Below are 17,758 nucleotides of genomic sequence, written 5' to 3'. Positions count from 1 at the left end.
TTTAAACCAGCCGTATCGGACCGGGATAGCGCGCAACGATCGGATCCGAAGTTACGAGCGTTATTCCCTCAGACATGGCCTGTGCCACAAGTATGCGGTCAAACGGGTCCTTGTGGATCTGCGGCAACGCTGCGACGGCAACGGCGTGTTCGCTCGTGATCGCCAACTCGGCATAGCCATTGTCCAATAAACCGCGACGGAGGATGCGCGCATCCACCCGAAAGTCGGAGCGTTCCAATCCCTGCTTTATCGCGGTTTCCCATAGACTGGCGGCGCTGAAGACCAGTTGGTTCTCCGGATTCGTGAAGAGCAATCGTGCATCAACGGAAAGTCTGTCGTCGAACGCCGCAGCCCAAAGGATAAGATGTGTATCGAGCAGCAACCTCATTTGGCAATGCTGAATAGAGCCTCTATTTCCTCTTTGCCCATCTCGTTGAAGTCGTCGGGGACATCGATCTGGCCAGCTAAGAACCCAAGGCGCTTTGGTTGCGGCGTGTCTTGAACGTCGACTGCGCTCACCTTGACCATCGGCTTTCCGGCCTTGGCAATGATGAACGGTTCCCCGTTGGAGGCCTGTTCAATAAGACGCGAAAGGTACGTCTTTGCTTCATGAATATTAACAGTTCGCATTGTGTCACCTCTCAGACTTAGTCTATTAGACTTAGTCTATTCCTCTGGGCGAAACAAGTACACGTTTTAATCGTCGAATTTCTCGTCCGGATAGGCGCCCCAGATGTCGGGCTGCTTTATCCAGCCGCTGGCGCCGCTGAAAACGACGCGGCAATAGGTGCCGTTACAGGCTTTCAAGGTTCCAAGTACGCCCGGCTGGACCTTGGCGACAAGCGCGGACTGATCGTCGGCGCTGCGATAGACATTGAGCATGGCGCCGTCCTTGTCCCGCTGCCATGGCGCCGTCAGAGCCGTTCGCTTGCCGGAGAGCAATGACTGATAGACCCAGCCTTCCGTGCCTTCGGAATCGCGGATGCGTCGCCAGTTGTCGAATTCCTGGACGATCTCGACCGGGAGGCCAGACTTCAGGAATAGCCACGTCACCGCATAGTCGCGGCCCGGGCCAACGCGCAGATTGACGCGACCGGGCTTCAGGCTGACGAATCGGGGCAGGGGCAGACCGCTGGGTCCGACCTGCGCTGCCTGCGCCGGTGCGAAAGCCGGCAAGGTCAATGGCAGCCCCAGCGTCACGGCTGCAGCGAGGCTGGCGGCAGTCAGGAAGCGGCGAAAAGTTCCAATATTCAACAAGGTCGGTCCTTCGTCGTCCGGGCCTCAATCCGCGCGTTTTTCGGCAGAATGGCGGACGATCCCTATTTTTCTTTGTCTTTGATGCGCCGCCTTGATAGACAAGTGGAGGAGCGCAAAGAGCAATTGCAGTTTGCAATGACTTGGTTAAAGAGGTCTCAATAGCGCTGTCAAATGGGAGGGGAATATTGGTGAGCAAGAAGCCTCTGGTCGTCATAACTCGCAAATTGCCGGATCCCATTGAAACCCGCATGCGCGAGCTTTTTGAGGCCCGGCTGAATGTCGATGACCGGCGTCTGACCAAGGCGGAGCTGATCGAGGCGGTCAAAACTGCCAATGTGCTCGTCCCCACCATCACCGACCACATCAGCGAAGAGATTATTGCCGCCGCGGGACCCAACCTCCGGTTGATCGCCAACTTCGGCAACGGTACCGACAATATTGACGTCGTTGCCGCCGGCAAGCGCGGCATTACCGTTACCAACACGCCGAACGTTCTGACCGAAGACACGGCCGACATGACCATGGCTCTTCTGCTCGCCGCCCCGCGCCGCCTGGTCGAAGGCGCATCGATCCTTCTCGACGACGGAAAGTGGGAGGGCTGGGGTCCGACCTGGATGCTCGGCCGCCGCATCTGGGGCAAGCGCCTCGGCATCGTCGGCATGGGCCGCATCGGCACTGCGGTGGCGCGCCGCGCCAAGGCTTTTGGCCTTTCCATACATTACCACAACCGCAAGCCGGTCAACCCGCGTACCGAAGAGGAACTAGAGGCGACCTATTGGGAGAGCCTCGACCAGATGCTGGCCCGCATGGACATCATCTCGGTCAATTGCCCGTCGACACCGGCCACGTTCCACCTGCTTTCGGCAAGACGCCTGGCGCTGATGCAGCCGACGGCGTTTATCGTCAATACGGCGCGCGGCCAGATCATCGATGAGCACGCACTTATCGAGCAGCTGGAACAGGGCAAGCTCGCCGGGGCGGCGCTCGACGTGTTCGAGCACGAACCCGCAGTGAATTCCAAGCTGCGCAAGCTCGCCAAACAGGGCAAAGTGGTCATCCTGCCGCATATGGGCTCGGCGACTCTCGAAGGGCGCATCGACATGGGCGAGAAGGTGATCATCAATATCCGCACCTTTATCGACGGTCATCGCCCACCGGATCGCGTCTTGCCCGATCGCGTTTGACGCCGGAATTCAGGCGGCGATTGCGATATCGCCATCGCCGGCGACGCGGAGTTTCTCTCCATTCAGCCCTTCGAATTTCTCGCGGTCGAGTTCAACGGCGATCGGCGTCTGGTAGCCCATTTCCTGTGCCACGATGAGCCCGAGGAGGAGAATAGCATCCGGTTCGTGCAGAATAATTGCCGCGGGCGCAAGATCGACGGCAACCAGCTCAAGCAGCACGGCAGCGGCCGATGAAGAACCGATTGTCCCGGGCAGGCAAAGAATCGTTCCGGCAATCGAGGCACCGTGCTCGGGATGGCGCACGTCTTCGATCAATCCCGTCTTGGGATTGACCCCGCCCCAGAAACTGATCGGCGCAGAAAGGACAAGTGCCGGGCCCTCGGCTGCAGCGCCCGCAACAAGAACCTTCGCCTTCATGACGCGGCTCCGAAACGCGGCCGACCCGCAACGGCGCTTTCCACACATTCGGCCATGGAGCCATAGAGCACGCCATAGCCGGTATTGCCCGGCGCATAGTGGGCGAACTTGCCGGAGTTGGTCATGAGCACAGCACCTTCTGCCTCCGGCAAGATGGGCGTGACGACGACGCAGGTATCAGCAACGATGACAACGCCGGCGTCTTCGAGAGATTTGCGACCGCCATTGGCTTCCAGCTCCGCCAATGCGTGGCGGCCGGTGCAGGCATAGAGCGGGATTTTGAGCTTGCGGCCGGCAACGAGCTGTTGAAGCTGGTTGAACTCCTCACCCGACAAATGCGGACTGCCGATGGCGACGGCATCGAGCCTGTCTGTGCCTGAAACGGTGGAGAGCCGCCGGCGCGAATCTGCGACCATTTCCTCGCTGACATGGATAGTCATCTCCGGCGGCTGATGCTGGAGCGCGCTATTGAGATCGGGTGCTTCCGGCGTAACGCCCGACACATGAAATAGCCCGACTGCTCCCGCTGAAGCGGCCGCTGCGCCAAAGGCTTTCAAAGCGTCTTCGCCGGGATGGCGGGCAAGCCCCGAAACAATGCCGACCGCGCCGCCAAGCTCACGGCCGTAGAGGCTGCCAAGAATGGGAAAGGCCACTTCGGAAGCCAGAAAGGCAGGGTCGAGACCCGACACATCGAACACCACGGTTGCGCGGCGGTTCTCCTCGAGGTGAAAACCGTAGTAGGGTGCAAAGCCGGCAATCGCGCAGGCGATGTCGAGAAAATCGCCATAGCGGTTGGTGCGGGCGCCCAGCACCGAATTGCAGAACACGACCGCATTGGATTCGCCCCAGGCGACGTCCGTGCCGGGGGCCGGACGATGGCCCGCCTGATAGGGCGCGCAGGTCCAGCTCGGCTCGCAGCCGAGCTTGCGATAGGCGTCCATCATGCGCCGCGCCATCACCCGCTCATGCGGCGGCAGCCGGTTCCTTGAACATCCGGTAAGGTCGATGGAGCCCACATTGAGTGTGGCGCGCACGGCGACTTTTGCCCTGCCTTCAACGAGCTTTTCGGCAAAAAGCGTTCCGGAGTCGCCGTGGTAAAGCGCACCGTCAATATGGGCTGAAGCAATGGGGATGAGGGAGGGCGCCCCCATCAGCCGCGCCGTTGCTGCAACGATCCGCATCGCCATCGCTGCGCCTTCACCGCCCGCACCTTGGGCAATCGATTGCTGTTCCGCAGTCAGTTCAAGCGGCATCATCCGACCGCTTGCGCGCCTTGTACTTGATGATTTCGAAACGCGAGGTCAGCGCATCATAGAGCAGGAGCCGTCCGACCAGCGGTTCACCAATTCCGGTAATGAGCTTGATGACTTCCGTCGCCTGCAAGGTGCCAATGACGCCTGGCAGAACACCGAGTACGCCGGCCTCGGCACAGGCCGGAAGCAGTCCCGGTGGTGGCGGATTGGGAAAGAGATCGCGATAGGATGGATTGGCCTCGCCGGCAGGGTTCGCCGCATAGGGCATCAACGTCGTGACCGAACCGTCGAACCGTCCAAGCGCTGCCGAAATCAGCGGCCGCTTTTCCTTAAGGCAAACGTCGGCCAACAAATAGCGCGTATCGAAATTGTCCGATCCGTCGACGATGATATCGTAGCAGCGCACGAGATCGGCGGCATTCTCCCTCGCGATGCGCGTCTCATGGGTCTCGACGATGACATGCGGGTTGATCGCGGCGATGGCCCGCGCGGCGCTTTCGACCTTGGCCGATCCGACAAGGTCCGAGCTATGTATGATCTGGCGCTGCAGGTTTGAGAGTGAAACGCGATCATCGTCAATGATCCCGAGCGTGCCGACGCCTGAGGCCGCGAGATACTGCAGCACCGGAGCGCCGAGGCCGCCGGCACCGACAACGAGCACCCGAGCACGTTTCAGCTTTTGCTGGCCGGGACCGCCGATCTCGCCAAGGATGATATGGCGCGCATAGCGTTCGATTTCAGCTTGGGAGAGGGCGGTGTTTTGCTCGTCGATCATTTTCTGCGCTGGCTATCCACTTTGCCGGTCAGCCTCCAATGCGATTGGTGCGATTGGAGCGCTCGTCCAAATCGACACTAGAGCAAGAACGTCTCGAAATGCACGGCCGATTTGCACTCAGGCGAGAAATTTCAGCCCGCCGATGCCGGCAACGATCAAGCCGATGCAGACAAGACGGACGACCGTCGCGGGCTCGGCAAAAAGATACATGCCTAGAAGTGCAGTGCCGACCGTTCCGATACCCGTCCAGACCGCATAGGCACTGCCGACGGGAAGATCGCGCAGAGCCAGGCCAAGCAACACGACGCTGATGACCATGCTGCCGGCGGTAAGGATCGAGGGAGTGAGGCGGGTAAAGCCATCGGTATATTTGAGCCCGATGGCCCAACCGATTTCAAAGAGTCCCGCAGCGACGAGTATTATCCAGGCCATGACGACCTCCTTCACATATTTGCTCGGGCCGTCCCGGATTTGTCTGGAAGCGCCGGAAATCCAGCGGCGTTGCTCACAAGGTCTATTTAGGAAACGGCAATGTGAATGGCAAGCCTGTCGCGCGATGACTAATTTTGTTGTTTATGTTCAAGGCCGATGAAGGGCGACAGCGAGCCACATTCACCTGTTCCGGCACGCAACAGCATGGAGAAAAATAAGGATGAACAATAATCGGAAGCTCCCGAACGGTTTAACCCGGCGCGCGCTCCTAGTATGCATGACGCTGATATCTACGCGGGGAGTTGCGATGGCTGACACGAAGGCACTTGAACTGATTGAAGCCGCGCATGGCGGCGACACGACGACCTTGCAGTCGTTGCTCGCGCAAGGGGTTGATCCCGATGTGCGGAACGAACGCGGCGAAACGGCGCTGCTCGTCGCAACACATGCCAACCGCATAGAAGCGGCACGCATGCTGATCAAGGCCGGCGCCGACGTGAACGCCAAGGACAGGATCGAGGATAGTCCCTATCTGTATGCCGGCGCCCGCGGTCACCTCGAAATACTTCGCATGACGCTCGCCCATGGCGCGGATTTAAAGAGCACCAATCGCTACGGCGGCACGGCACTGATCCCGGCGTCGGAGCGCGGTCACGTCGAAACCGCCCGCACGCTTATCGAGGCCGGCGTTGATGTCGACCATGTCAACAAGCTCGGCTGGACAGCACTCCTCGAGGCGGTCATTCTCGGCGACGGCGGTCCCCGCCATATTGCGATCGTCAAGCTGCTTGTCGATGCGGGTGCGAACAAGGCGCTTGCCGATAGGGACGGCGTCACGGCGCTGCAGCACGCACGCGCGAAAGGCTATGCGCAGATCGTGGCCCGGCTGCAGTAAATGACATGCGGTTCATTGTGCTCGCCGCAGCTACCTCCTAGCGACCTCTTCGCCAACCTGCACACCCCTGCCACCATCCTCGGGCCTGACCCGAGGAGCCATCGCGGATGTACGTGAGCGCTGCCGCGGGAAATGGAAAAAATCCGTCTCTCTCTCAATCAATTGGTAACCAAGATTCTTCATTGTTCATGCAGGACAGTCGCGGATTGAGGACGCGGTTTTGTTGCCCGCAGCCTCAGTTTTGCCACGGTAAGCGTGGTTTTGCGCGGACTGTCGCGTGGGTTGAGCAGTGTGGGTACGAGTATCATGGCGTTTGCAGTCGGGGCGGGCGGAAAGCCTTCGCAAAAAAATGGCCGTCGTCGGGGTCCCGGACTAACCTCCGCCGCCTTTCTTGCAAGTCTCGGAATCATGACCGCGTTCGGCGCGATCATTCTTGCCGTTACACTGCACCATGCCGTCGCCTCGCGGTCCGAGGGCAGCGCGCTCGCTGACAGCTACAGGCCGGGTGAACGGGCGTTTGGCCCGAGCAGCATCGCCCTCGCACCCAACCTCGTCCCGGTTCGCGTCAATCCCAAATATCCCCGCGTTCCGGAACTCACCGGCACGGCCTGGCAGGCTACCGATATGGACGAGGGCTCGGTGATCTCGGCTACCGGCGAGATCGTTGTCATCACGCCGCCGAAGCCGAAGTTCGTTCTGGCGGCAACGGCGCCAATTGAAGAGGATGCGTTCGGTGTCCGGGCTTCGGGCCTCGATACAATGCATGTCGCTTCCGTGCGTTCCTACAGCACCTTCGACGAGCCGCCTTCGCCGCAAGTCGCCTTGGCCGGTGCGCCCGCCGCTGCGGGTTATCCGTCAGACGGTCCGTTCAGCCTGGTATTGGCTGAAAAGGACCCCGGGCTTGACGATGCAGACGATGCGGCTGAAGTCCCGCTACCCGGCATCCGTCCCAACCGCCCGGCCCGGCTGGCCAAGCGCGCAACGCCGCAGCTTCTTGCCTATGCGCCGCAGGACAACGACATTCGCGATGTTGCGCCGTCCTACGAACCGCCGGCGGCCCGCCTCTTTGCCCGCAATCGCACCGCGATCTACGATATCTCGGCCAAGACGGTCTACATGCCCAATGGCGAGCGTCTTGAGGCGCATTCCGGACTTGGTCCGCTGCGTGACGATCCACGCTCCGTACACAAGAAGATGCGCGGCGCAACGCCACCACATACCTACCGGTTGACGATGCGCGAGGCCCTCTTCCACGGCGTCGAGGCGATCCGGCTCAATCCACTCGATCCGAGCAAGCTTTTTGGCCGCGACGGACTGCTAGCCCATACCTACATGCTCGGCCCGCGCGGCGATTCAAATGGCTGCGTGTCGTTCAAGGATTACCGCCGGTTCCTTGCGGCCTTCAAGCGGGGTGAGGTCACGCAGCTTGTCGTCGTCGCCCGGATGCCGGCATCGACGACGAGCATTGCCTCGCGGTAATCCGCTTCTGCTGGAAGCCGACCCCACGCCTGCCAACGCCCGTCTTCTGTAGGACACTCTAGAATACGGTATTCACCGATTGTCCGAGCGCCATCGCTCCGGCATACCGCGCTTGCGGGCCTTGCTGGAGCGGGTGGAACCGCGCGCCCTGGATATCCCGGAAACGCTGTTCAAGACCGTTCGAGCGATAAAAACCGGCACCACCCGCCAGCTCGAGAGCAAGCTCCACTGTCTTGATTGCATGTTCCGCCACCAGTGAACGTCCGATCATGACCTCGTTGACGCTTTCGGCGGAAGGCGAATTGCGCTCGACAATTTTCACCATCCACTGATGTGCAAGCTGGGCGGCGCGTAGCGAGGTGTCCATGCGACCGGCGAGGTTCATGGAGGTTTCGGTTGGCTGCTTTTTCTTGGCAAGATGGATGGCAATGTCCCGCGCGCTTTCGGCAACGCCGAGATACACAGCATAGATCAGCGGAAATGCCGTTGTTGCGATGATCTGGAAAACCGGATGCCATTCGCCCGCCTTACGCGAAAACGCGACGCTGGCGTCAGGCACAAAGAAGTCCTCGATCGCAACATCGTTGGAGCCGGTTCCTCGCATTCCGAGCGCTTTCCAGGTATCGACAACCTTCACTTCGGCTGACTTCATGGGAACGCCAAAGTGGATCACCTGAGCCGATCCGTCTTCCCCGCGAAGGATTGCGCCGGTCATCAGGATGTCTCCGGCATTGGCGCCTGAGGTGAACACCTTGCGCGCCTTGATGCGGTAGCCGCCCTCGACCTTGGTTGCATCGCCTGAGCCGCCGATCCAGTCCGAGCCCCCGCTCGACAACAGGATCAGCTTTTCAGCGGCAATACGCTTCAGAAGGGGCTCGACGGCCAAAGCCTTCTGGTGGCGCCAGCGCCAGGCAGGGATCGCGACTTGATGCGTGTGCATCGAGAAAGCGAGCGCGGTCGACGAGCAGCCATGCGCGAGCACGCGCAGCATTTCGGCAAGCTCGCCAACGTCGGCGCCGCCGCCGCCAAGTTCGTGCGGCACGCCGGCATGGACGAGGCCGGCCTCCTTGAGGAGCTTATAGTTCTCCGCAACGAAAGTGTCGGTCTCGTCAAATTCCGCTGCCCTCGCAGCGAGAGCTGGTGTCAAAGAGTGCGCGATATCTACGGCACTCCCGGACGAAGCTTCGTCCGCAATGGATGATGTATGTGCCATGCTGTTCATAGGTCCTCCTTGGGGCTTCAACAGCCCATGCGCAAAGGATCCTCTCAACGCTGCAATTCGTCCAGTTCAGGAAATGTACTAGCCTATTCGGCTTCGCCCTTGGCCGTTTTCGCCCGTGCGCGTGGCGTGGCTTTCTTTGCCAGTTTCTTGGCTTGGTTGAATTCGACGGCGGCGCGAATGAGCTTTTTCAAAGCGTCCTTGTCAACCTTGTCGCCCTCGTGGACGTCGATCGCGCGCCACACTTTGCCCCCGAAGCCATTGTTGAAAAGCTTATCTGGATCCGGAAGGCTTGCGCCGTGCGAGAACGTCAGCTTCACCTTTTCCTTGTGGGCATTGCCCACCGCAATGATCCCGTCGCGCTCCCAGACAGGGCTACCCATCCACTTCCATTCCTCGACGATCTCCTTGTCGGCTTCAAGGAAAGTCTTGCGGAGGCTTGCGAGCATCTCCCCGCGCCAGTCGCCGAGTTTTTCGATAAGCTGGTCAATATGTTCCGAGGGATTCATGGGTACTGTTCCTCCAGTTCCGGACCCGATTCGTGCAGGCAAGCCTATATTACTTGATCAAATCAGGGGACCCAGCCGGGCAGGGCGGCGGCCTGACGGATCCACGCCGCCAGTTCCTCCTCATTGATCGCGTCGTTCTCATGGATGTGAAAGTAACGGGTGTTCTTGTCCTTGGATTCGACAGGCGGCATCGGGTTCAGCGACGCGCCGTGGAAGAAAGCGACCTTTATGTATTTGTCGAAGCAGTGGACGCCGAGAAAGAATCCCTCACCTTCAATACCGTAGAGCGGCGAGTTCCATTTCACCGCCTTTCGCACATCGGGAACGGTGCGAGCGATCAGCGCGTCCAGGCGTCGGCCGGCCTCGCTTTTCCAGCCGGGCATCGCCGCGATATAGGCCTGAACGGGGGCGTCGCCGTCAGCTTTCGCAATCTGAGGGTTGCCGCCCGACAAGAGCTTGGGCTCTGCGGGGGTGCCTTGGGGCTTGCGGGCAGGTGATTTGCCGGAGAGTTCCTTCGCTTTCTTCTTGACGGTCTTGCCCGGTTTCTTTTGGGCAACCGTACGCGGTTCATTCGAAGTATCGGTCATACGTCCAACCTTTCGAGCAGCGTTTAAAAGACAGGGCATAGTTGTATCCGCAGACTTCGGCACAAGGCAACGTTCCGACCCGAAATGTCCAGCCGGTAGGATTCGACCGCGTTTTAGGGTATTCTTGCCTTAAGAAAAGGGTCAGGAAGACCGGTGGGAACAATGGAACAACGTGGAGGATACGGGCAGTTCTGTCCGGTTGCGATGGCGTCGGAGATATTGTGCTCGCGCTGGACGACGCTCGTGATACGCGAAATGCTGATGGGAACGACGCGTTTCAACGATCTGCGCCGCGGCGTGCCGCGCATGTCGCCTGCGCTTTTGTCCAAACGGTTGAAAGAGCTTGAACGTGCGGGGGTGGTAGAGGTCGTAACCAACGCCAACGGCACGACCGAATATCATCTCTCGCCCGCTGGCGAAGACCTGCGGGCAATCGTGCTCGGCATTGGCTCCTGGGGGCAGCGCTGGGTTGAATCGGAACTGTCGCTGCGCAATCTCGATCCCTCCCTGCTGATGTGGGACATGCGCCGCAACCTCAATCCGAAGCCGCTGCCAAAACGGCGCTGCACGATTCAGTTTCTGTACCCCGAACTGCCGGAAACCAGGCAGAATTTCTGGCTGGTTGTCGACGGCAGTTCCGTTGACCTTTGCGGCTTCGATCCGGGATTCGATGTCGATCTTCTGGTGACAAGCTCGCTGAAGAGCATGACGGCGATCTGGATGGGACTTTCGGCCGTCAGGCGCGAGGTCGAAGCAGGCCGCGTCGAATTCGACGGCGACCCCAGCATTGCGAGCGCCATGCAGCAATGGCTCGGCCTCAGCACATTTGCCCCACAGCAACGCATGGTATCATAGGATTGGTGAAATCGCCGCAGTGCGGAAACCGCAAGCATGACTTGCGGCTTCCTTTGTTCCTTTCAGACGACAATCAGCCCAGCGATTTGATGATTTCGCGATAGGCTGCTTCCGGGAAAGCCTTCAGCGTACGCGTGCGCACAAAGCCCTTCTGCCCAAGGCCGAGCGTAAAGCGCGCCATGACCGCGTCGTCGGGCGCCGTCATGATGCCGACCATGTCATATTCGCCCATCGTCAGAAAAAACTGATCGAACGAACCACCCATTTCCTTGAGCATTTTCTTCGCACCGTCGAGCCTGTTAGGCGAGTCCCCGGCGTTCTTGAGGCCAAGTTCAGTCCAGTTCAAGAGAACAACATATGTGGTCATCGCTAACCTCCCCCGCGGCACGGCTCGTGCCGGTGGCCGCGATTTTGCTCCCTCCGCATCCCCGGATTAACTATAGTCCTGTTGGCAGGGTGGAACAATGCAAGGCCTGCGACAGACGCACCGGCCCAGACTTGATCAGTAGTCCATGCCGCCGCCCGCAGGCATGGCTGGAGCCGCGGGCTTCTTGGGAATATCGGCGACCATCGCTTCGGTCGTGACGAGGAGACCCGCAATCGAGGCAGCGCCTTGCAGCGCGCTGCGCACCACCTTTGCCGGATCGATCACGCCCATCTCGTAAAGATTGCCATATTCGCCGGTCTGGGCGTTCCACCCAAATGCAAAGTCGCTATTCTCGCGCAATTTGCCGACGATCAGCGAGCCCTCCGCGCCGGCATTCTCCGCAATCTGGCGCACGGGCATCTCGATGGCCCGCCGCACGATCTCGATACCGACGCGTTGGTCCGCATTCTTGACCTGCAGCCCCTCAAGCGCTTTGGCTGAACGCAGGAGCGCAACGCCGCCACCGGGAAGTATTCCTTCCTCCACGGCCGCCCGTGTCGCGTGAAGCGCGTCGTCGACGCGATCCTTGCGTTCGCGCACCTCGACCTCGGTCGAGCCGCCAACCCGGATCACGGCCACGCCGCCGGCAAGTTTGGCAAGCCGTTCCTGCAGCTTTTCCTTGTCATAGTCGGATGTCGTATCCTCGATCTGGGCCTTGATCTGCACAATACGTGCATCGATATCGGCTTTCGTGCCGCCGCCGTTGACGATAATCGTCGTTTCCTTCTCGACGATCGTCTTCTTGGCACGGCCGAGCATGTCGAGTGTGACGTTCTCGAGCTTGATGCCGAGGTCGTCGCTAATCGCGGTGCCGCCCGTCAGGATCGCTATGTCCTCGAGCATGGCCTTGCGCCGATCGCCGAAGCCAGGCGCCTTGACCGCTGCGACCTTCAACCCACCGCGCAATTTGTTGACGACGAGCGTGGCCAATGCCTCGCCCTCCACATCTTCTGCGATGATCAGCAGCGGACTTCCCGACTGGATGACGGCTTCGAGAATGGGCAGCATTGCCTGAAGGTTCGAGAGCTTCTTCTCGTGGATGAGGATATAGGGATCTTCGAATTCGACCCGCATCTTGTCCTGGTCAGTGACGAAATAGGGGGAGAGATAACCGCGGTCGAATTGCATGCCCTCGACGATTTCGAGTTCGGTCTCGGCGGTTTTTGCCTCCTCGACAGTGATGACGCCTTCGTGCCCGACCTTCCCCATGGCGTCGGCCAGATATTGGCCGATTTCGATATCGCCGTTGGCGGAGATGGTTCCCACCTGGGCAATTTCGGAATTGTTGGAGATTTTACGGGCATTGCGCTTCAGTTCCGCAACGACTGCGTCCACGGCGATATCTATGCCGCGCTTCAAATCCATCGGATTCATGCCCGCAGCTTCAGCCCTCGCGCCCTCGCGCACGATGGCCTGGGCAAGAACGGTAGCTGTCGTCGTGCCGTCACCGGCAACATCGCTCGTCCTCGAAGCGACTTCGCGCAGCAGCTGGGCTCCCATGTTCTCGAATTTATCCTCGAGTTCGATTTCCTTGGCGACGGTGACGCCATCCTTGGTGATGCGCGGCGCTCCGAAGGATTTCTCGATTACGACGTTGCGGCCCTTGGGACCGAGTGTCACTTTGACGGCATTGGCAAGTATATCGACGCCGCGCATCATGCGATCGCGCGCTTCGGCGCTGAATTTGACTTCTTTTGCAGCCATGGTCCTCACTCCTCCCTTTTACAAGTTCTGTAATTTTCCTTGAAAACACAGCGGAATCTGACAAGATTCACAGTGACGCATGAGTTGATCCACAAGGGAAATATTCATGACAACAAGCAGAGCATTCGAACTTCAGCTAAAAGGCTACGGTCTGACAACGGCCGAGATACATTATCGCCTTCCCGACCACCCGAGCTTTCTGCAGCTTTACATTTGGCAGGAATACGATCTTGCTCCGTCTTTCCCGGAATTGAAAGGCTTTCTTGATTTCTGGTGCAAGGACATCGAGGGGCCGCTGCACTCAGTCCGGATCGTCCACCAGCACCTGATTTCGCCGCGTGAATGGCGCGCAGTGGACGGCATCATATCGCTGCATTGATTGCGGCGCCCCTGGAATATTCTCCGGACAATCCGCCCGCCCACAGACGAGATGATGGAAAACCATCAATATCCAAATGGACCGGGCTGCATTCGGAAAGGTAATTTCGATGCACGGGCAATAAGAGGCCGGCGGGGCGCAGTTGCGGAGGATAATCAAATGACGAAAAGCTATGCGCTTGTTGGCGACGCAGCGCGCGCCGCAGTACTGACCGACGATGGCTTCGAGCACCGGGTCGAATCCGAATGGTTTTCCGCAAAAGTCGACCGCAAGGTCTTCAAGCAGTTGATGAAGCGTTCAGACCTGGTCTCGCTGCGCCATTTTGGGCTCTGGCTCGCATTGCTTGCCGTATCGGGTGCCGGCGCTTTTCTGACATGGGGCACGCTTTGGTGCGTTCCATTCTTCGCCGCCTATGGTGTTCTCTACGCTGCCAGCGATCACCGCGCGCATGAACTTTCGCACGGGACGCCATTCAAGACGCGCTGGATCAACGAGGCGCTTTACCACCTCAACGGCTTCATGACCCTGCATGAGGGTTTTTACTGGCGCTGGAGCCATTCGCGGCATCATACAGACACGATCATCGTCGGCCGCGACCCCGAAATTGCAGTGCCGCGTCCGCCCGATATTCCAGGTATCATTCTCGATTTCTTCTTCCTGAAGTCCGGCCTGATCCAGATGGCTTCGATCCTGCGCCACGCCTGTGGCAGCCTGAACGGGGAAGGCCGTCACTTCGTTCCTGACAGCGAACAGCCCAAGGTGTTCTGGTCGTCACGCATCTACGTTGCGATCTTCGTCGCGACCGGAGCCGCCTGCTGGTATTTTGCCTCGATCCTGCCTGCCCTGTACATCGTCCTGCCGCGCTTTTATGGCGGTCCGCTGGCGCAGCTCTTCAACATCACGCAGCATGCGGGGCTGGACGAGGATGTCTACGACCACCGGCTCAACACGCGGACATTCGAGACCAATCCTGTGTTCCGCTTCCTCTACATCAACATGAACTACCACATCGAGCACCACATGTTCCCTATGGTGCCGTTTTATGCCCTCCCGCAACTGCATGCCATGATCAAGGACCAGTGCCCTCCGGTCTATCCGTCCATCTGGGACGTTTACCGCGAAATCATCCCGGCGCTGATCAGGCAGGTGAAGGACCCCGGCTATTTTGTCCAGCGGCCGCTGCCGGGAACGATTCGGGCCGCACCCGATATGCGCTTTGCCGCGCCCGCCGAGTGAACAATAATTTTGAGGAGAACTGACGATGAATGCTGTTTCGAAGACCTGGATCGAAGCGTGCGACGCCGATGACATCGACGAGGAGGATGTTATCCGCTTTGACCACGACGGTCGCACTTTCGCGATCTTCCGCTCGCCGGACGACGAGTATTATGCCACCGATGGCCTCTGCACCCATGAGAAGGTGCATCTTGCTGACGGGCTCGTCATGGACCATGTCATTGAGTGCCCAAAGCATAATGGCCGCTTCGATTACCGAACCGGCGCGGCCAAGGGCGCTCCTGTCTGCGTGAACCTGCGTACCTATCCGGTCAAGGTCGAATACGGGAAAGTCCTCATCTCCGTTGGTTAGTTTGCCGTGCGATCGGATGTCTTCCCGACATTCTCCGGTCCGTGCAGCGTGAAGTCGATCGTCGCGCTATAAGGTGTCTTGAATTCGGGATGCTCGGCATAGCCGAAGTGGTGCAGCAGGATGTCGACCGCGAGCCGCGCCTGCTGCTGCGGGTTCTGGTCGATGGCGAGCGTCATCGTACCCTCTCGCAACATTTTACACGATTGCGGGGTTAACTCGTGCCCGATGAAGATGGGTTGTTGCTGCAGCGCGCTCTTGCGAAGGGCGAGTTCAACGGCGTCATTCGGAGCACCGGCATTATAGACGCCGACAATATCGCGGTGACATTTCAGTGCATCGACCAGGAGCCGCTCGGAAATTTCAGAATCGTCGCGCCCCTCAAGACGCTCCGCCAGTGTAAGCCCGGCGCCGTGGACATTGATTGCATCTGTCAAACCCCGAATGCGGTCGGCATGGCCCCTGATTCCGAGGTCATAGCACAGGGCAATGACGCGACCCGGTTGCCGCGCAAACTTCGCCATGAAGTAGCCCGCCGTCCGCCCCGCAGCGTAATGGTCTATTCCGGCATAGGCGAAGCGCGCTGAGGTTGGCAGGTCGGAGATGACGGTGATCACCGGAATACCCGCTGCGGTTATGGCGCCGACGGCGCCGATGATCGCGGGATCCTCCTGCGCATAGATGATCACGGCATTGCAAGTCGTGGCGCGGATACGCTCGGCAATGTGTTCCGCCTTGTCGTCCTTGAGCAAGCTACGCTGAATGGTAACCGAGCGGTCGAGGCTGGGTGCAAGCTGCATGAACGCCTGGTTCATGCGCTTGATCAGGGGCAAATACGGCCGCGCCAAGATTACCTCCAGGCGCAGGCCCTTATGATAGGTCGCGGGCAGGATGCGCTGCAGACCGAGCTGTCGCGCAGCCCGAATGATCTTCAAGGCTGTTTCCGGTTTGACGTTGCCGCGCTCATTGAGCAGACGATCGACCGTAGCGATACCAACTCCCGCAAGCTCGGCAACCTCGCTCAGTATGACCTTCTTACGCGCCATCAACCGCTCCGAGGCTGCATGGCGCTAGGCTGCCGGACGCTGTGGAATATCGAGGCCACGCTGCACGGCGGGCCGGGCAAGTCCGCGCTCCAGCCAGCCGGGGACATATTTCAGCCTGTCGAAATCAACGATTTCCCGCGCGCCGTAGAACCCGACAAGGTTGCGCACCCAGCCGAGCATGGAGATATCGGCTATGCTGTATTCGTCGCCCATGATCCATTCACGCCCGCTGAGCCGCGTTTCGATTACGCCGAGCAGGCGCTTCGATTCATCAACGTAGCGTTGGAGCGGCCGCTTGTCCTCGATCTCGCGGCCTGCGAACTTGTGAAAGAATCCGACCTGTCCGAACATCGGCCCGATTGCGGCCATCTGGAAGAAAACCCACTGGATGGTCTCGTACCGCAGGCTCGGATCCGCGGGAATGAGCTTGCCGGTCTTCTCGGCGAGATAAAGCAGGATGGCACCGGATTCGAAGAGGCCGAGCGGCTTGCCGCCCGGACCATCGGGATCGATGATCGCGGGGATCTTGCCGTTGGGATTGAGCGACAGGAACTCCGGCGTCCAGCTTTCATTCTTGCCGATATTGACCGCATGCGGCTCGTAGGGCAGCCCAAGTTCTTCCAGCGCGATCGACACCTTGACCCCGTTCGGGGTCGGAAAAGAATAAAGCTGCAGCCGGTCCGGATATTGTGCCGGCCAACGGCTGGCAATGGGGAAAGCGGATAGATCGGACATTCACGTCTCCTTGGGGGGATTTGATTCTGGAGCGGGTAGGCTAGCATGCAGGCGAACGCGCATCCACGTTGACGGGTTCCTGTGATTGTTCGGCTTTTCCGAAAACCAGTTCCGCCATCTGCCACCTACTTCGAACCGAGGCCAATCACCACTATCAAGTCCAACAACAGCGGCTGACCCTCAGCCCGCATCAGACATCAGGAGAAGAACATGAGCAGATTATCTGGAAAAGTGGCGATCGTTACCGGTGCGAGCGCCGGTATCGGTCGGGCGACGGCAAAGCTGTTCGCCATGGAGGGCGCAAAGCTTGTCGTCGGCGCGCGGCGCAAGGAAGAGCTTGACGCACTGGTGCTCGAAATCGAGAGCGATGGCGGCGATGCCGTTGCCCTTGCCGGCGACGTGCGTTCGGAAGATTATGCCAAGGGCCTCGTCCAACTCGCTGCGGAACATTACGGCAGGCTCGACATCGCCTTCAACAATGCCGGCGTTATGGGAGAAGCGGGCCCAACTACCGGCGTTTCTGAAGCAGGCTGGAACGATGCCATTGCGATCAACCTGACCGGCTCTTTCCTTGCCGCCAAGCATCAGGTCGCGGAGATGCTGAAGCACGGTGGCGGATCGATCATCTTCACGTCCACCTTCGTCGGCTACAGCTTCGCATTCCCGGGCGTTGCTGCCTATGCCGCCAGCAAATCCGGCATTATAGGCCTCACCCAGTCGCTGGCCGCCGAGTACGGACCGCAGAATATACGCGTCAATGCGATCCTGCCAGGTGCGGTCGATACGGACATGTACCGCGAGATGAACAATACGCCTGAGTCAAAGGCATTCATCACCAACCTTCATGCCTTGAAGCGGGTCGCGACCGCGGAGGAACTGGCGCGCTCCGTGGTCTACCTGGCCTCCGACGACGCTTCGTTCGTGACCGGCACGGCCTCGCTGGTCGATGGCGGTGTCTCGATCACACGGACGTAATCTGCTCGACGTTGATCCTCGGGCCCGCACTGGTCAGGCTCGAGG

At 59.6% G+C, this 17,758-nt stretch carries 22 protein-coding genes; 8 read left to right on the top strand and 14 right to left on the bottom strand.

Features of this window, described 5'->3' with window-relative positions:
* Position 1: 1 nt before the first annotated feature.
* The 3 genes from BR48_RS0106010 to BR48_RS0106000 form a co-directional block, all read right to left on the bottom strand.
* Positions 2-388: a type II toxin-antitoxin system VapC family toxin gene (locus BR48_RS0106010; protein ID WP_027230463.1), complete on the bottom strand. Its 387-nt coding sequence runs from the start codon at positions 386-388 to the stop codon at positions 2-4.
* Positions 385-630: a type II toxin-antitoxin system prevent-host-death family antitoxin gene (locus BR48_RS0106005; protein WP_027230462.1), complete on the bottom strand. Its 246-nt coding sequence runs from the start codon at positions 628-630 to the stop codon at positions 385-387. Before BR48_RS0106005 ends, BR48_RS0106010 begins: the two co-directional genes overlap by 4 nt.
* 66 nt (positions 631-696) lie before the next feature.
* Entirely contained in the window at positions 697-1,200 is a 504-nt protein-coding gene (locus BR48_RS0106000; RefSeq protein WP_228019314.1) for an SH3 domain-containing protein, read from the bottom strand.
* 239 nt (positions 1,201-1,439) lie between these two features.
* Here BR48_RS0106000 and BR48_RS0105995 point away from each other — a divergent pair, with 239 nt between their 5' ends.
* Positions 1,440-2,441: a D-glycerate dehydrogenase gene (locus BR48_RS0105995; protein WP_027230460.1), complete on the top strand. Its 1,002-nt coding sequence runs from the start codon at positions 1,440-1,442 to the stop codon at positions 2,439-2,441.
* 9 nt (positions 2,442-2,450) lie between these two features.
* On the opposite strand, the gene BR48_RS0105990 is transcribed toward BR48_RS0105995, so the two are convergent.
* The 4 genes from BR48_RS0105990 to sugE all read right to left on the bottom strand — a co-directional run bounded on the left by BR48_RS0105990 (position 2,451) and on the right by sugE (position 5,318).
* The gene (locus tag BR48_RS0105990; protein ID WP_027230459.1) at positions 2,451-2,858 is read right to left on the bottom strand and encodes a DUF126 domain-containing protein; all 408 of its coding nucleotides are present in this window, start codon (positions 2,856-2,858) and stop codon (positions 2,451-2,453) included.
* Positions 2,855-4,114: an aconitase X catalytic domain-containing protein gene (locus tag BR48_RS0105985; RefSeq protein ID WP_280949019.1), complete on the bottom strand. Its 1,260-nt coding sequence runs from the start codon at positions 4,112-4,114 to the stop codon at positions 2,855-2,857. Before BR48_RS0105985 ends, BR48_RS0105990 begins: the two co-directional genes overlap by 4 nt.
* Positions 4,101-4,886: a molybdopterin-synthase adenylyltransferase MoeB gene (gene moeB, locus BR48_RS0105980; protein WP_051614609.1), complete on the bottom strand. Its 786-nt coding sequence runs from the start codon at positions 4,884-4,886 to the stop codon at positions 4,101-4,103. Before moeB ends, BR48_RS0105985 begins: the two co-directional genes overlap by 14 nt.
* A 117-nt stretch (positions 4,887-5,003) precedes the next feature.
* Positions 5,004-5,318 (bottom strand): quaternary ammonium compound efflux SMR transporter SugE, encoded by a 315-nt coding sequence (sugE, locus tag BR48_RS0105975; protein WP_027230456.1) that lies wholly within the window; start codon positions 5,316-5,318, stop codon positions 5,004-5,006.
* 307 nt (positions 5,319-5,625) lie between these two features.
* Here sugE and BR48_RS0105970 point away from each other — a divergent pair, with 307 nt between their 5' ends.
* Entirely contained in the window at positions 5,626-6,213 is a 588-nt protein-coding gene (locus tag BR48_RS0105970; RefSeq protein WP_245273355.1) for an ankyrin repeat domain-containing protein, read from the top strand.
* Between the two features lie 408 nt (positions 6,214-6,621).
* The gene (locus tag BR48_RS25430; RefSeq protein ID WP_245273354.1) at positions 6,622-7,692 is read left to right on the top strand and encodes a DUF2778 domain-containing protein; all 1,071 of its coding nucleotides are present in this window, start codon (positions 6,622-6,624) and stop codon (positions 7,690-7,692) included.
* A gap of 58 nt (positions 7,693-7,750) precedes the next feature.
* On the opposite strand, the gene BR48_RS0105960 is transcribed toward BR48_RS25430, so the two are convergent.
* The 3 genes from BR48_RS0105960 to BR48_RS23945 all read right to left on the bottom strand — a co-directional run bounded on the left by BR48_RS0105960 (position 7,751) and on the right by BR48_RS23945 (position 10,007).
* Positions 7,751-8,905, bottom strand: a complete 1,155-nt coding sequence (locus BR48_RS0105960) for an acyl-CoA dehydrogenase family protein (protein ID WP_051614821.1) — start codon at positions 8,903-8,905, stop codon at positions 7,751-7,753.
* Positions 8,906-8,997: 92 nt separating this feature from the next.
* On the bottom strand, positions 8,998-9,420 hold the full coding sequence (locus BR48_RS0105955) for a DUF1801 domain-containing protein (RefSeq protein WP_027230453.1): 423 nt from the start codon (positions 9,418-9,420) through the stop codon (positions 8,998-9,000).
* Positions 9,421-9,482: 62 nt separating this feature from the next.
* Positions 9,483-10,007 (bottom strand): DUF1801 domain-containing protein, encoded by a 525-nt coding sequence (locus BR48_RS23945; protein WP_081815775.1) that lies wholly within the window; start codon positions 10,005-10,007, stop codon positions 9,483-9,485.
* A 162-nt stretch (positions 10,008-10,169) separates the two neighbouring features.
* Here BR48_RS23945 and BR48_RS0105945 point away from each other — a divergent pair, with 162 nt between their 5' ends.
* Entirely contained in the window at positions 10,170-10,862 is a 693-nt protein-coding gene (locus tag BR48_RS0105945; RefSeq protein ID WP_027230452.1) for a helix-turn-helix domain-containing protein, read from the top strand.
* Between the two features lie 73 nt (positions 10,863-10,935).
* Here BR48_RS0105945 and BR48_RS0105940 read toward each other — a convergent pair whose 3' ends face one another.
* Together BR48_RS0105940 and groL are read right to left on the bottom strand one after the other, a co-directional pair.
* Positions 10,936-11,229: a GYD domain-containing protein gene (locus BR48_RS0105940; RefSeq protein WP_027230451.1), complete on the bottom strand. Its 294-nt coding sequence runs from the start codon at positions 11,227-11,229 to the stop codon at positions 10,936-10,938.
* 135 nt (positions 11,230-11,364) lie between these two features.
* On the bottom strand, positions 11,365-12,993 hold the full coding sequence (groL, locus tag BR48_RS0105935) for a chaperonin GroEL (RefSeq protein WP_027230450.1): 1,629 nt from the start codon (positions 12,991-12,993) through the stop codon (positions 11,365-11,367).
* Positions 12,994-13,099: 106 nt separating this feature from the next.
* On the opposite strand from groL, the gene BR48_RS0105930 reads away from it, so the two are divergent.
* The 3 genes from BR48_RS0105930 to BR48_RS0105920 all read left to right on the top strand — a co-directional run bounded on the left by BR48_RS0105930 (position 13,100) and on the right by BR48_RS0105920 (position 14,960).
* The gene (locus BR48_RS0105930) at positions 13,100-13,372 is read left to right on the top strand and encodes a protein usg (protein ID WP_027230449.1); all 273 of its coding nucleotides are present in this window, start codon (positions 13,100-13,102) and stop codon (positions 13,370-13,372) included.
* Between the two features lie 159 nt (positions 13,373-13,531).
* Positions 13,532-14,608, top strand: coding sequence for a fatty acid desaturase family protein (locus BR48_RS0105925; protein WP_027230448.1), 1,077 nt, complete (start codon positions 13,532-13,534; stop codon positions 14,606-14,608).
* A gap of 25 nt (positions 14,609-14,633) precedes the next feature.
* A complete protein-coding gene (locus BR48_RS0105920; protein ID WP_027230447.1) occupies positions 14,634-14,960 on the top strand; it encodes a MocE family 2Fe-2S type ferredoxin in 327 nt (108 codons plus the stop codon).
* On the opposite strand, the gene BR48_RS0105915 is transcribed toward BR48_RS0105920, so the two are convergent.
* Both BR48_RS0105915 and BR48_RS0105910 read right to left on the bottom strand, forming a co-directional pair.
* Complete coding sequence (locus BR48_RS0105915) at positions 14,957-16,003, bottom strand: LacI family DNA-binding transcriptional regulator (RefSeq protein ID WP_027230446.1); 1,047 nt, start codon at positions 16,001-16,003, stop codon at positions 14,957-14,959. The genes BR48_RS0105920 and BR48_RS0105915 overlap by 4 nt on opposite strands.
* A gap of 24 nt (positions 16,004-16,027) precedes the next feature.
* Positions 16,028-16,738 carry a glutathione S-transferase N-terminal domain-containing protein gene (locus BR48_RS0105910; RefSeq protein ID WP_027230445.1) on the bottom strand — a complete coding sequence of 237 codons (711 nt, stop codon included), beginning with the start codon at positions 16,736-16,738 and terminating at the stop codon, positions 16,028-16,030.
* Positions 16,739-16,948: 210 nt separating this feature from the next.
* Between BR48_RS0105910 and BR48_RS0105905 the strand changes: the two genes are divergently transcribed.
* On the top strand, positions 16,949-17,713 hold the full coding sequence (locus tag BR48_RS0105905; RefSeq protein ID WP_027230444.1) for an SDR family oxidoreductase: 765 nt from the start codon (positions 16,949-16,951) through the stop codon (positions 17,711-17,713).
* The last annotated feature ends 45 nt before the right edge of the window (positions 17,714-17,758 follow it).

It is taken from the genome of Phyllobacterium sp. UNC302MFCol5.2, assembly GCF_000686005.1.
GTDB classification, from domain to species: domain Bacteria; phylum Pseudomonadota; class Alphaproteobacteria; order Rhizobiales; family Rhizobiaceae; genus Phyllobacterium; species Phyllobacterium pellucidum.
The sequence above is the reverse complement of the archived record's forward strand: the minus strand, read 5'-3'. Positions and strand labels throughout refer to the sequence as shown.